Below are 13,373 nucleotides of genomic sequence, written 5' to 3'. Positions count from 1 at the left end.
GTTTAGATATGGGTGAATTCAAAGGTTTTATGAAATATGACAAACAAGCACTGCCGGAACTTTCGTTAGCAGAGCGTTTAACGAACCATCTTCAATTCCAGCAGCGTTTCACTAAAGAAGATGCACAGCGTCAAGGTGCGCGTTGTATGGATTGTGGTACACCGTTTTGTCAAACAGGTCAAAGTTTAGGACGACAAACAATCGGTTGTCCAATCGGTAACTATATTCCAGAATGGAACGATTTAGTTTATCACGGTGATTTCAGAGAGGCTTATGAACGTCTCTCTGAAACTAATAACTTCCCTGACTTTACAGGACGTGTCTGTCCAGCACCTTGTGAACAAGCGTGTGTGATGAAAATTAATCGAGAGTCGATCGCAATCAAGGGGATTGAGAGAACGATTATTGATGAAGCATTTGAAAATGGATGGGTACAACCGCGCGTACCAGAGAAACGCTTAGGACAATCCGTTGCGATTGTCGGAAGTGGACCTGCTGGTTTAACAGCTGCGGATGAATTAAATGCGAAGGGGTATGATGTGACAGTTTATGAACGTGCACATGAACCAGGCGGCTTATTAATGTACGGTATTCCAAATATGAAATTGGATAAAGCAGTTGTTCGTCGCAGAGTTCATTTGATGGAAGAAGCGGGTGTGAAATTTGTCACTGATACTGAAGTTGGTGTCGATATTTCCCGGGAAACATTAGATGAACAATTTGATGCGATTATCGTTTGTACTGGATCACATCAAGCGAGAGATTTACCGCTTGAAGGCCGTATGGGACAAGGTATCCATTTTGCCTTAGATTATTTAACAGAACAAACACAAATCTTAAATGGTGAATTGAAACCAGAAGATGCGACAATCAGTGCTGAAGGTAAAAATGTGATTGTAATCGGTGCCGGTGATACAGGTGCCGACTGTGTCGCAACAGCTTTACGTGAAAACTGTAAATCTATTGTACAGTTCAACCAGTTCACAAGATTACCAGAGCGTTATGAAATAGAAGGTAATCCATATTGGCCGATGTCTATGCCAGTCTTTAAAATGGATTATGCGCATAGTGAATACGAAGAAAAATTCGGTTTTGAACCACGTGCATATGGTGAAAACTCTATGCGTTACGACGTTGATAAGCTTGGTAATGTACGTGGTGTGTATACACAAACATTGCGACAACTACCAGATGGTTCAACAGAAATGAATGATACTTTACGTCATTGGCCAGCTGACTTAGTCTTGTTAGCAATTGGCTTTATCGGTACTGAAAATACCGTACCGAATGATTTTAACTTAAAAACAGAACGTAACAGTATCGTTGCGAATGATAAAGATTATGCGACAAGTCAACCGCATATCTTTGCGGCAGGTGACGCGAGACGTGGTCAAAGTTTAGTCGTTTGGGCGATTAAAGAAGGACGCGGTGTTGCGAAAGCTGTACACAAATATCTACAAAAACAAACTGTATTCAGTTAATAATACAACACACAGCTATAATCAAATGGCTGTGTGTTTTAATTTTGCGTCATTCTCACAAAACTTAACATTAATTTTTTAAGCAATGTTGACTTCTTTTTATAAATATCATATAATAGTTCTTGTGCTTATTTTGGAGGAATACCCAAGTCCGGCTGAAGGGATCGGTCTTGAAAACCGACAGGGGCTTAACGGCTCGCGGGGGTTCGAATCCCTCTTCCTCCGCCATTATTTTTAAATCCAAGACTAATAGATATAAAAAGGCAATCACTCAACTGTTACGTTGAATGATTGCCTTTTTAGTTTCTGTTATAACTTCAACGTTATAGGGTTTGGTTCAACTATAGGTTTAAATTGTGCAAAATTAAGGAATGAAAGAGTGACGAAACAACGGAGGTACACTCATATGGAAATTAAAGTTTCAAGTGTTTTTGTGGAAGATCAAGACCATGCATTAAAATTTTATACTGAAGTATTAGGATTTCAAAAACATGCAGACGAACCTGCGGGAGAATACAGATGGCTGACAATTGTATCACCAGAGAATCCTGAAGGCACTGAATTATTATTAGAACCTAATCAACATCCTGTCGCAAAGGCTTATCAGGATGGTCTGAAGCAAGAAGGGATTCCCTGTACGATGTTTGATGTAGATGATGTACAAGCGACTTATCAAAATTTAAAAGAACAAGGTGTAGGGTTCACCATGGCACCTATGGATATGGGAAATGGTGTAAAGTTTGCGGTGTTTGATGATACTTGCGGTAATTTAATTCAAATTATAGAGCGTCCATAGTGATGGTGTTTTAGCGAAGAAGCGGTAATCTTTTTGTAGGATTATCGCTTTTTTAAAAATATTTCTGATGAAAGCCTTTACATAACTTGTCTAGACAAGTACAATAGATTCAAAGATAAAATAAAGGGAGTGAGTCAGATGGCTGTAAAAGATAAAGATGTTAAACAGATTGTGGAAGCAATCGGGGGAGCTGAAAACTTAGAGACAGCGACGCACTGTGTCACGAGATTACGTTTAGTATTAAAAGATGATGATAAAGTAAATAAGGATGAATTAAGTGAGAATCCGCTCGTTAAAGGACAATTTAAAGCGGATAATCAATATCAAATTGTCATTGGCCCGGGGACAGTCGATGAAGTATATAAACGTTTTATGAATGAAGTCGGTAAAGAAGGGGCTTCTAAAGATGAAGTAAAAGCAGCGGCTGCGAAAAAAGGTAATCCGTTGCAGAGACTCGTAAAATTATTAGGGGATATCTTCATCCCAATCTTACCAGCTATCGTAACTGCCGGTTTATTAATGGGGATTTATAACCTTTTAACAATGGAAGACTTATTCGGTCCGCAACCATTAGTGAAACAATTCCCGCAAATTCATGACTTCGCAGACATTGTGAACGTGATTGCGACAACCGCTTTTATCTTCTTGCCAGCGTTGATTGGTTGGAGTAGTATGCGTGTATTCGGTGGTAACCCAGTACTTGGTTTAGTATTAGGACTTGTCTTAATGCATCCGCAATTGGTATCGCAATATGCTTTAAATGAAGGATCTAAGATTCCTGTTTGGCATATCTTCGGATTAGATGTAAAACAGTTAAACTATCAAGGACAAGTATTACCCGTATTATTAGCTTCTTATGTTTTAGCACAAATTGAAAAAGGCTTAAACAAAGTCGTTCATGACTCAATTAAGATGTTAGTTGTAGGCCCTATCGCATTATTAGTAACAGGGTTCCTTGCATTCTTAGTTATTGGACCGATTGCTTTATGGATTGGTACAGGTATTACAGATGTCGTTACATTCTTATTCAACCGCGCAGGTTGGTTAGGCGGCGCGATTTACGGCTTATTCTACGCACCGCTTGTAATTACAGGTTTGCACCACATGTTCTTAGCTGTGGACTTCCAATTAATGGGTAGCTCATTAAAAGGGACATACTTATGGCCGATTCTTGCGATTTCAAATATCTGTCAAGGTTCAGCAGCGCTTGGTGCTTGGTACGTCTACAAACGTCGTAAGATGGTGAAAGAACAAGGTTTAGCGATTACATCAAGTGTGTCTGGTTTACTAGGTGTTACAGAACCTGCAATGTTCGGGGTAAACATTCCATTAAAATATCCATTTGTTGCGGCAATTTTAACATCAGGTGTGCTCGGTGCTTTCATCGGTGCCAGCAAAGTATTAGGTAACGTTGGTGTCGGCGGTGTGCCCGCAATCATTTCTATCCAAAAAGAATACTGGGTAGTCTATGCGATTTGTACAGTTATTGCGGTGATTGTACCAGCCATTCTAACAGTCATCTTCTCAAAATTTGCGAAAACAAAAGCAAAAGAAATGGTAGATTAAGTTATTATAGATATATAAAACGTACGTTTAAAAAACAGAACATCATATAAAAGGTGTTCTGTTTTTTTATAAAGAGAGAGGAAAAGGTGATCATACTATGAAACATAACGATTGGAGAAAGTCTGTTGTTTATCAAATTTATCCAAAATCATTTAACGACACGACAGGAAATGGTGTAGGAGATTTAAACGGGATTATTGAAAAGATGGATTATCTAGAGTATTTAGGTGTCGATTACCTTTGGTTAACACCAGTGTATCAATCACCGATGAATGACAATGGTTATGATATCAGTGATTACTTTAATATTAATGAAGACTTCGGAACGAAAGAAGAGTTAAGACGTTTACTAGATGAAGCGCATGCGCATAATTTAAAAGTGATGATGGATATCGTCATCAATCACACGTCAACAGAACATGAGTGGTTTAAATCAGCGATTTCATCAAAAGAAAATCCATATCGTGATTATTACTTCTTCCGTAAGCCCGCAAAAGAAGGTACACCTCCGACAAACTGGGAGTCAAAATTTGGGGGTAATGCATGGAAGTATGATGAAAAAACCGATGAATATTACTTACATCTTTTTGACGTGACGCAAGCAGACTTGAACTGGGAAAATCCTGAAGTGAGAACAGCATTATACGACATGATCAATTATTGGATTGATTTCGGTGTAGATGGTTTCCGCTTTGACGTTATCAATTTAATTTCTAAAGATGAATTCAAAGATTCTGAAGCGATTGGGAAAGAGTTCTATACAGATGGTCCACGTGTACATGAATTCATTCATGAAATGAATCGAGAAACATTCGGAGGTAAAGACTTAATGACAGTCGGAGAAATGTCTTCTACTACGATTGAAAATTGTATTAAGTACACAAAACCAGAGCGTGAAGAATTAAATAGTGTGTTTAACTTCCATCATTTAAAAGTAGATTATGAGAATGGTGAAAAATGGACGTATGCAGATTATGATTTCTTAGCACTTAAACGCATTTTGATGGAATGGCAAGTGGGTATTCATGAAGGCGGCGGTTGGAACGCGATCTTTTGGTGCAATCACGATCAGCCCCGCGTTGTTTCTCGTTTTGGAGATGATTCAACAGAGGAATTACGTCAAAAGAGTGCGAAAATGTTAGCTGTAGCACTGCATATGCTGCAAGGGACACCTTATATTTATCAAGGTGAAGAAATCGGAATGACTAATCCGCATTTCACAAGTATTGATCAATATCGCGATGTTGAATCGTTGAATGCGTATCGTAATTTAAAAGAACAAGGTGTAGAAGAAGCACGTATTATGCAGATTCTTGCGCAAAAATCTCGTGATAATTCACGTACACCTATGCAGTGGACACCGGCTGAAAATGCTGGCTTTACAAGTGGTACACCTTGGATTGATATTCCAGACAACGCACGTTATATTAATGTTGAAGATGAAATTGAAAATGAACATTCTGTTTTACAAACATACCGTGAATTAATCCGCTTACGTCATGAACATGATATTATAACGTATGGAGATATAACGCCATTATATATGGATGATAAGCAATTAATGATTTATCGTCGTACGTATCAAAATCAACAATGGTTGGTAATCGCAAACTTTAGTAAAGAAGTGGCTTTATTACCAGAAGATCTTGAAACAACAGGAGAGGTTGTTTTAGAGCGCGGTACGATTGTAGATGGAGAAATTGAAGGTTATGGTGCGATTGTCATTGCACAAGAGGATAACTAGGCACTATAACGATTAAGACGAATGAAGGATAGAGTGAGAACGATGATGACGAAACCGAAGAAATTCACCAAGATTTATGATGATTTAAGAACGCAAATTGTAAATGAAAAGTTGGAATATGGGGCACAACTGCCTTCTGAACATGATTTGGTCACAATGTATCACGCTTCTCGTGAAACAGTACGTCGTGCACTGAATTTATTGGTCAGTGAAGGTATGATTCAAAAAATCAGAGGCAAAGGCTCAATTGTGATTTATCAAGGTGTTAAAGAATTTCCGTTTTCTAAGCTGACAAGTTTCAAAGAGGTCCAACAAAATTTAGGGATTACTTTAGAAACAGAAGTGAAATTATTAGAAACTGTACGAGCACAAGAAGTTCCTGCTGTCCAAGAAGCACTAGATTTAACTAACAATGCCGTGTTGTGGCATCTTGTGCGTTATCGTAAAATGGATGGCAGAGTCAAAATTATAGATGAAGATTACTTGGTGGAAGCTGCCGTTCCAGGTTTAACTGAAACGATTGTGAAAAATTCGCTTTATGAATATATTGAGCAACAACTTAAACAAGAGATTAGTTATTCTAGTAAGGCCATTACGTTTGAGGCGTTTGGAGAAGCGGAATATGAAGCTTTCGGACAAGTAAATCCACCTTACACTGCCACCGTCAGAGGTGTCGTGCATTTAAAAGATACAACGAAATTCCAATACAATATCGCAAAACATATTGCGACTGAATTCAGATTTGTGGATTTCTCAAGAAGATAAGGAAGAAAATGAAGCACTTATTAAGAGGAAGATTTACAAATCATTAATACTTGCATTACCTGCTTAATATATAGTAAGATATAACTTGCCGTGCTAGGTGGGGAGGTAGCGGTTCCCTATTCTCGAAATCCGCTTATGCGAGACTGAATACTTTGCCTAGGGTGTGTACTTGTGAAGTCTGCCCAAAGCACGAGGTGTTTGAAGATTTCGGTCCTATGCAATATGAACCCATGAATCATGTCAGGTCCTGACGGAAGCAGCATTAAGTGGATTATCATATGTGCCGTAGGGTAGCCGAGATTTAGCTGTCGACTTTGGTAACGTTCATGATACACATTCAAAGCAAAGTTGCGCGGTTTTTTTATGTCTATAATGAACGAATATATAAAGAAGTGCTTTCATAAGGTAGGTTGAAACTTATCTTATGAAAGCACTTTTTAATTTGGATTATTTAATGGTTGTCATGGGCAGCTTTAACTAAATACTTCGTGAACTCTGAAATCTGTTTTTGTTTCTCGGAATCTTCCATATAAAGGACTCCGTATTCTATCATTTGATTAAATGGTGCACCTACAGAAACTGTAGTAATCATATCGCGTTGATAATAAGGTGTGCTTTCTACCATTAAATCCGACAGAATACTGATACCTAAGCCTTCCGCAACAGAATTGAATAATACACCGACGTTTTCAGTGGAAAATAATAGGTTGATTGAACCATTCTTTTCTTCGAAATTTTGGATGTTCTTTTTATAGAAGTTGCGATCATATAGAATGAAGGGGAAGCCTTTGATATCTTCTAGTGAAAGTTGTTTATAGTAAGCAAGTTTAGAGTCACTTGGGACAATAGCGGTAAAACCGCTAGAGAATAATGGCGCATAACGTGCACCACGTACGTCTAAGTCTTCTTCTTTTAAGATAGTATATAAACCGATGTCAGCTTCTCCGCTGACAACTAAACGTTGAACTTCATCATTTTCAGCTTCAGTAATTTGTACATCAATATTGGGGTTGTCTCTTTTAAATGTAGACATTACACTTGGGACGATAGTCATAAATAAACTTGGAACTGTAGCGATTGAAAGGGTCCCTTTCATTTCTGAATTCAAAGTTTCAATTTTTTCGTAAAGTGTGGATTCTTGTTCTAACAGATCTAAGATGAAGGGATATATTTCTTTGCCTTGCGGTGTTAAAGTCGTACCGCTTTTTTGACGTTGAAACAGCTTTAAATTTAACTCGTCTTCTAAATGAGAGATAGACTGACTTAACGCGGATTGCGTGATATGTAATAAGGTTGCTGCTTTTGTAATTGAACCTGTTTCAGTGATTGTTTTAACATAATATAACTGTGTGAAATTCATAACTATACCTCTTATTCATTAGTTCTGCTTATGAAAACATTAATAAATTCCATTATACATTAGTGTTATTTATGATTATAATAGTTTCATTGAAAATTTTGTGACGTATAGAGGGAGTGTACAAATATGTATCGTCATTTGTGGACGAAAGATTCTATATTTATTACATTGATTAACTTCTTAATGTATATCATTCATTACGCCTTAATCGTAACTGTAACTTCTTTTACAATAGATACTTTCCATGCGGGAGAAGGTATGGGTGGCTTAGCTGCTGGTATCTTTATTATTGGAATGTTATTCGGGCGTTTATTTACTGGGAAATATATTGATCAGCTTAATTTGAAAAAGACACTTTTAGCAAGTTTGGTCTTTTCATTTGTGGCCATAGCGTTGTATTTCCTTATTCATAGCTTATTAGTTTTAATCATTGTGCGTTTAATCCATGGTATCGCATTTGGGATGGCTTCTACAACAACAGGAACGTATTCATCTACGATTGTGCCAGAAGATCGAAAAGGTGAAGGTATCGGCTATTACGCACTAAGTACAACAGTAGCTTCAGCGATTGGTCCTTTCTTAGGTATTTTAATCAACCAACGCTTCAGTTTTGAAAGTAACTTCATTGTATGTTTAATCTGTATCTTACTTGCTGGGGTTTTATCACTCTTTATCTCTAATATTAGACAACCTATGGTAGATGCAGAGAATAAAGAAGTGAATTCAGCTAAAGGCATCGGCCAATTTTTACAAAAACAGGCCATACCGATTTCTATTGTCATTGTCTTTGTAGGGATTGCATATTCAAGCGTACTCGCATTCTTAGATTCGTATGCCAGTCACATTGGTTTAGCGGCTGCCGCAAGTTTCTTCTTTGTGGTTTACGCATTTAGTACGTTCGTTGTCAGACCGATTACAGGTAAAGTGTTCGATAATTATGGTGCGAATAAAGTTGTTTATCCTGTGTTAGTACTATTCGTCATTGGCTTAGTGTTATTAAGTGTGACGCATAGCAGCTGGATGTTATTATTCTCAGCTATATTCATCGGTATTGGTTATGGTACATTAATTCCATCTTTCCAAACGATTGCGATTCAAGCCTCACCACCTGAAAAGATTGGACTTGCGACTTCAACATTCTATATCTTTGCGGATTTAGGTGCTGGTGCTGGTCCAACGTTACTCGGCATTTTAATTGGTAGCGTAGGCTATCGAAACCTTTATATGTTAATGGCATTATTACTAGTTGGTGTAATTGCGCTTTATTATTTCATGCATGGTCGTAAACATAAAACAATGGAATATTAATCAAAAATGCGGTGTACCTGTAAAGAGGTATACCGCATTGTTCTTAGTTCAAAGTGTTTTTTCTTTTAAAATTTCTTCTGCGCTTTTGAATTGAATACCATAGCGTAAAAAGACGATGCCACAAATCAAGCCTGGCAGAACTGCCCATATATTATACAAAACAACAAAATTGGCTAGACACAATACAATAAACACGATGCCTAAAAGGGTATAAGCTTTATTTTTCATTACCATGTGTGTCGCCCCCTTAATGGATTTTGACAATGCTGACTTAGTTAACTCATATCTTATCACATAATTTACATTAATTTTACAAATATTATATAATTTCTTCAAAAAAGGAGCGTCATGGGTTTTTAGCGATTGACGAAAATGCATAAACCCATATTAATAAGAGAAAAAAGTAAGTTACGTTATAATGTACTTATTACTTTTTACTGAATAACGGAGGGGAACGTATGCAGATATTTCTAGGTACAGTAACAGAAAACGATTATCCAGTGATTGCACACTTAAAAGACAAAAAAGACAGTGAAGGGCTCTTCGAAGGGGAATATTACGAAGATAGTTTGCGTGAATTAAGACGCTTGCCTAACTATAATCATGATTTTGAAATGATTGCGCGTACTGATGATAATGAAATCGTCGGTCATATTTTGATGATGCAAGAGTTGATTCGAAATGAAGAAGATATACAGCGCCCTTTAATGATACGTTCATTATCTGTGAAAGAGGATTATAGAGAATATGGAATCGGCAAGGCTTTGGTAGAAGCAGTAGAAAGCCGAGCAAAAGAGGCTGGCTATAATGAAATTATTGTAGAGGGTGAACCAGATTATTTTAGATCGCTCGGTTTTATCCCTTTAAGTAATTTCAGTGTAGAAGTTCCAGAGGGTGAAGATATAGATCAATATAGTGTTTATCTATTGTGGGATACTTTAGATGCGCATCCACAAGGACAGTTAATCTTTGAAAATGAAGTTTGATTTCTATCATCGCATTGCATCCTGTCTGCGTGCTATAATAATGATGATTTGTATTCGGAGGTGCGAAAGTGAATTATCAAGCTTTATATAGAATGTATCGACCACAAAGTTTCAGTGATGTGGTTGGACAAGAGCATGTAACTAAGACGCTCCGTAACGCGATTGCTAAAGGTAAACAATCGCATGCTTATATTTTCAGCGGTCCTAGAGGGACTGGGAAAACGAGTATTGCGAAAGTATTTGCGAAAGCAATCAACTGTCCTAACAGCGTTGACGGAGAACCCTGTAATGAATGCGACATTTGTAAGAGTATTACGCAAGGCTCTAATTCAGATGTCATTGAAATTGACGCAGCAAGTAATAATGGTGTCGATGAAATCAGAAACATACGAGATAAAGTGAAATACGCACCATCACAATCAAAATATAAAGTCTATATTATCGATGAAGTGCATATGCTGACAACGGGTGCATTTAATGCGTTGTTAAAAACGTTAGAAGAACCGCCAGCACATGCTATTTTTATTCTGGCGACAACGGAACCGCATAAAATTCCGCCTACTATTATTTCACGTGCGCAACGCTTTGATTTCAAAGCTATCAGTTTAGATCAAATTATTGATCGTTTGCGTTATGTTGCAAAATCTCAACATATTGAATTCGATGAAGAAGCGATTGCGTTTATTGCGAAAGCATCAGAAGGTGGTATGCGTGATGCATTGAGTATCATGGACCAAGCGATTGCATTCGGTGATGAACACTTAACATTGCAAGATGCGTTGAATGTAACTGGTAGTGTAGATGAAGCTTCTCTGAATGCTTTATTAAATGATGTCGCAAATGGAGAAGTGAAAGCAGCTTTTGCACGCTATCATCAATTTATAGAAGACGGTAAGGAAGTCAATCGTTTAATTAATGATCTGATTTACTTTGTACGTGATACGATTATGAATAAAACAGCCCAAAATCAAACAGAATATGATGCTTTGATGGGCTTTGACTTTGATACCTTATATAAAATGATTGATTTAATTAATGATACATTAGTATCTGTGCGTTTTAGTGTAAATCAAAACGTACACTTTGAAGTATTATTAGTTAAATTGGCGGAATTGATTAAAGCGGGTGGAGCTTCTAAAACATCAGAGCCTCAAACTTCAATGAATCAACCGCAAGCAACGCAAACAGCAGGTGCCAATGATGTTAATAGTGCTTTATTACAACGTTTAGAACACCTTGAGCAAGAATTGCACGCTTTAAAACAACAAGGTGTTCCACAAGTGAACACACCACCTAAGCAACATACAGCCCCTAGAGGGCGTCGTAAGAGTAAGAATAGTTACTCTATGACGCAAATTGCGAAGGTACTAGATAATGCGAATAAAGAAGATATTCAATTATTAAAAGAGCATTGGCAAGAAGTAATTGATCATGCGAAAAATCACAATCAAAAAGCGTTGGTGAGTTTATTGCAAAACTCTATTCCAGTCGCAGCGAGTGAAAAAAGCGTCTTGGTTCAATTTGAAGCAGAGATTCATTGTGAAATCGTAAATGACGATGATGAGAAACGTAAAAACTTAGAAGAAGTTGTACGCAGTATTATCAACAAAGATGTTGCAGTTGTCGGTGTACCTGCAGACCAATGGATGCAAGTACGCTCTGAATATCTTCAAAATCGAAAACGTAATCAACAAGCAAACCAAACAGAAACGAAACAAGAAGCACCTCAAGATGATATTGTTCAAAAAGCCAAAGACATGTTTGGTGAAGACACTGTTCATGTCATGGATGAAGAATAAAGTAAATACAGCACACAGCCTTTCAGATACCATCATTGTCGAAAGACCTGTGTGCTTTGTGTTATAATTTGCATATCAATAGAAGAGGTAGGAGAGTAAATAATGGGTTTCTTCCATTATAAGTAAAAAAATCGATTGAATACGATTGAACTCTTGTATCTTAGACTTATGTTGAATAATAAAGCTAGAATCTAAGGAGGAACTATATTATGCGCGGTGGCGGAAATATGCAACAAATGATGAAACAAATGCAGAAAATGCAAAAGAAAATGGCTGAAGAGCAAGAAAAATTAAAAGACGAAAGAGTTAAAGGTACAGCAGGCGGCGGTATGGTGACTGTAACTGTAACAGGTCATAAAGAAGTCGTGGATGTTGAAATCAATGAAGAAGCAGTCGACCCAGATGATGTTGAAATGCTTCAAGATTTAGTGTTAGCTGCTACAAATGAAGCGATGAATAAAGCAGATGAATTAACATCAGAACGCTTAGGCAAACACACTAAAGGCTTGAACATTCCTGGAATGTGATAAGCCATGCATTATCCAGAACCAATTTCGAAACTTATTGATAGTTTCATGAAATTGCCAGGCATTGGGCCGAAAACGGCACAACGTCTGGCATTTCATGTCTTAGATATGAAAGAAGATGACGTCGTTCAATTCGCAAAAGCGCTTGTAGATGTCAAACGTGAATTAACATATTGCAGTACATGTGGTCATATTACTGAAGAAGACCCTTGTTATATTTGCCAAGATAAACAGAGAGATCGTTCTGTCATTTGTGTGGTTGAAGACGACAAGGATGTTATTGCAATGGAAAAAATGAGGGAGTATAAAGGGTTATATCATGTATTGCATGGTGCAATCTCTCCAATGGATGGTATCGGGCCGGAGGATATTAATATTCCTTCATTAATAGAACGATTAAAAGATGAAGAAGTAAAAGAATTGATTCTTGCGATGAATCCTAACTTAGAGGGTGAATCGACAGCAATGTATATTTCTCGACTTGTGAAACCAATCGGTATTAAAGTAACAAGATTGGCGCAAGGTCTTTCTGTAGGCGGAGACTTAGAATATGCAGATGAAGTGACTTTGTCACGCGCAATTGCTGGCAGAACAGAGATGTAAAATCAGTGCAGAAGTGTCATAATACTAGAGGTTCTACCTCTTATTATGCCCTTCTGCACTTTTTTAAAACTTTTTAGAAAAAATAAAGTTTGGTTTTTGTGAGGAATGTTAAGAGATTGTGAAGGGTTATAGAAATGTAAGGGGATATTTAACGAACATTACAAGTTTCATCAGAATAAAAGTACGGAAAATAGCGTCATCGAGTAGTTTAAGAGCGAAAAAAGATGGGTTTTAAGGGTTGCAAAAAAACGCAGAAGCTAGTATAGTTAATACCTGTTGAACGAACGAAACAAATAACTTCAACAATCACATAGAAAAAACTTCTTAAAAAACTTTTAAAAAAGTGTTGACTTTGAAGTTTTAAGAGAGTATAATTGATTCTTGTGAGTCGGAAAAATAAACCGAATGAACATTGAAAACTGAATGACAATATGTCAA

Annotated in this window: 12 protein-coding genes, 1 tRNA gene and 1 other RNA gene; 12 read left to right on the top strand and 2 right to left on the bottom strand. The window is 37.2% G+C overall.

The window, feature by feature from the left end:
* Positions 1-8: 8 nt before the first annotated feature.
* The 7 genes from HMPREF2603_RS02655 (at position 9) to ffs (ending at position 6,708) form a co-directional block, all read left to right on the top strand.
* Positions 9-1,481 carry a glutamate synthase subunit beta gene (locus tag HMPREF2603_RS02655; RefSeq protein ID WP_057510349.1) on the top strand — a complete coding sequence of 491 codons (1,473 nt, stop codon included), beginning with the start codon at positions 9-11 and terminating at the stop codon, positions 1,479-1,481.
* Positions 1,482-1,616: 135 nt separating this feature from the next.
* Positions 1,617-1,709, top strand: a tRNA-Ser gene (locus tag HMPREF2603_RS02650).
* A 178-nt stretch (positions 1,710-1,887) separates the two neighbouring features.
* Positions 1,888-2,277 (top strand): VOC family protein, encoded by a 390-nt coding sequence (locus tag HMPREF2603_RS02645; RefSeq protein WP_057510350.1) that lies wholly within the window; start codon positions 1,888-1,890, stop codon positions 2,275-2,277.
* 138 nt (positions 2,278-2,415) lie between these two features.
* Positions 2,416-3,843 (top strand): PTS system trehalose-specific EIIBC component, encoded by a 1,428-nt coding sequence (gene treP / locus HMPREF2603_RS02640; protein WP_002480390.1) that lies wholly within the window; start codon positions 2,416-2,418, stop codon positions 3,841-3,843.
* 97 nt (positions 3,844-3,940) lie between these two features.
* Positions 3,941-5,587 (top strand): alpha,alpha-phosphotrehalase, encoded by a 1,647-nt coding sequence (gene treC, locus HMPREF2603_RS02635; protein ID WP_060804209.1) that lies wholly within the window; start codon positions 3,941-3,943, stop codon positions 5,585-5,587.
* Between the two features lie 42 nt (positions 5,588-5,629).
* Positions 5,630-6,352 (top strand): trehalose operon repressor, encoded by a 723-nt coding sequence (gene treR, locus HMPREF2603_RS02630; RefSeq protein WP_371106795.1) that lies wholly within the window; start codon positions 5,630-5,632, stop codon positions 6,350-6,352.
* Positions 6,353-6,440: 88 nt separating this feature from the next.
* An RNA gene (ffs, locus tag HMPREF2603_RS02625) (signal recognition particle sRNA large type) lies at positions 6,441-6,708 on the top strand.
* Positions 6,709-6,803: 95 nt separating this feature from the next.
* On the opposite strand, the gene HMPREF2603_RS02620 is transcribed toward ffs, so the two are convergent.
* A complete protein-coding gene (locus tag HMPREF2603_RS02620) occupies positions 6,804-7,712 on the bottom strand; it encodes a LysR family transcriptional regulator (RefSeq protein WP_002480393.1) in 909 nt (302 codons plus the stop codon).
* A 126-nt stretch (positions 7,713-7,838) separates the two neighbouring features.
* Here HMPREF2603_RS02620 and HMPREF2603_RS02615 point away from each other — a divergent pair, with 126 nt between their 5' ends.
* A complete protein-coding gene (locus HMPREF2603_RS02615; protein ID WP_060804208.1) occupies positions 7,839-9,020 on the top strand; it encodes an MFS transporter in 1,182 nt (393 codons plus the stop codon).
* 48 nt (positions 9,021-9,068) lie between these two features.
* Here the strand turns inward: HMPREF2603_RS02615 and HMPREF2603_RS02610 are convergent, their stop codons facing one another.
* Positions 9,069-9,254 (bottom strand): hypothetical protein, encoded by a 186-nt coding sequence (locus HMPREF2603_RS02610; protein WP_002480395.1) that lies wholly within the window; start codon positions 9,252-9,254, stop codon positions 9,069-9,071.
* A gap of 224 nt (positions 9,255-9,478) precedes the next feature.
* Between HMPREF2603_RS02610 and HMPREF2603_RS02605 the strand changes: the two genes are divergently transcribed.
* From HMPREF2603_RS02605 to recR, 4 genes are all read left to right on the top strand, one after another.
* Positions 9,479-10,006, top strand: coding sequence for a GNAT family N-acetyltransferase (locus HMPREF2603_RS02605; RefSeq protein WP_002480396.1), 528 nt, complete (start codon positions 9,479-9,481; stop codon positions 10,004-10,006).
* Positions 10,007-10,074: 68 nt separating this feature from the next.
* Entirely contained in the window at positions 10,075-11,805 is a 1,731-nt protein-coding gene (dnaX, locus tag HMPREF2603_RS02600; protein ID WP_060804207.1) for a DNA polymerase III subunit gamma/tau, read from the top strand.
* A gap of 209 nt (positions 11,806-12,014) precedes the next feature.
* Positions 12,015-12,332 carry a YbaB/EbfC family nucleoid-associated protein gene (locus tag HMPREF2603_RS02595; RefSeq protein ID WP_002480398.1) on the top strand — a complete coding sequence of 106 codons (318 nt, stop codon included), beginning with the start codon at positions 12,015-12,017 and terminating at the stop codon, positions 12,330-12,332.
* A gap of 6 nt (positions 12,333-12,338) precedes the next feature.
* A complete protein-coding gene (gene recR / locus HMPREF2603_RS02590) occupies positions 12,339-12,935 on the top strand; it encodes a recombination mediator RecR (protein WP_002480399.1) in 597 nt (198 codons plus the stop codon).
* Positions 12,936-13,373 lie beyond the last annotated feature (438 nt).

Origin of the sequence: Staphylococcus sp. HMSC055C03 (assembly GCF_001809385.1) — a bacterium.
In the GTDB taxonomy this organism is placed as follows: Bacteria; Bacillota; Bacilli; order Staphylococcales; family Staphylococcaceae; genus Staphylococcus; species Staphylococcus simulans.
The sequence above is the reverse complement of the archived record's forward strand: the minus strand, read 5'-3'. Positions and strand labels throughout refer to the sequence as shown.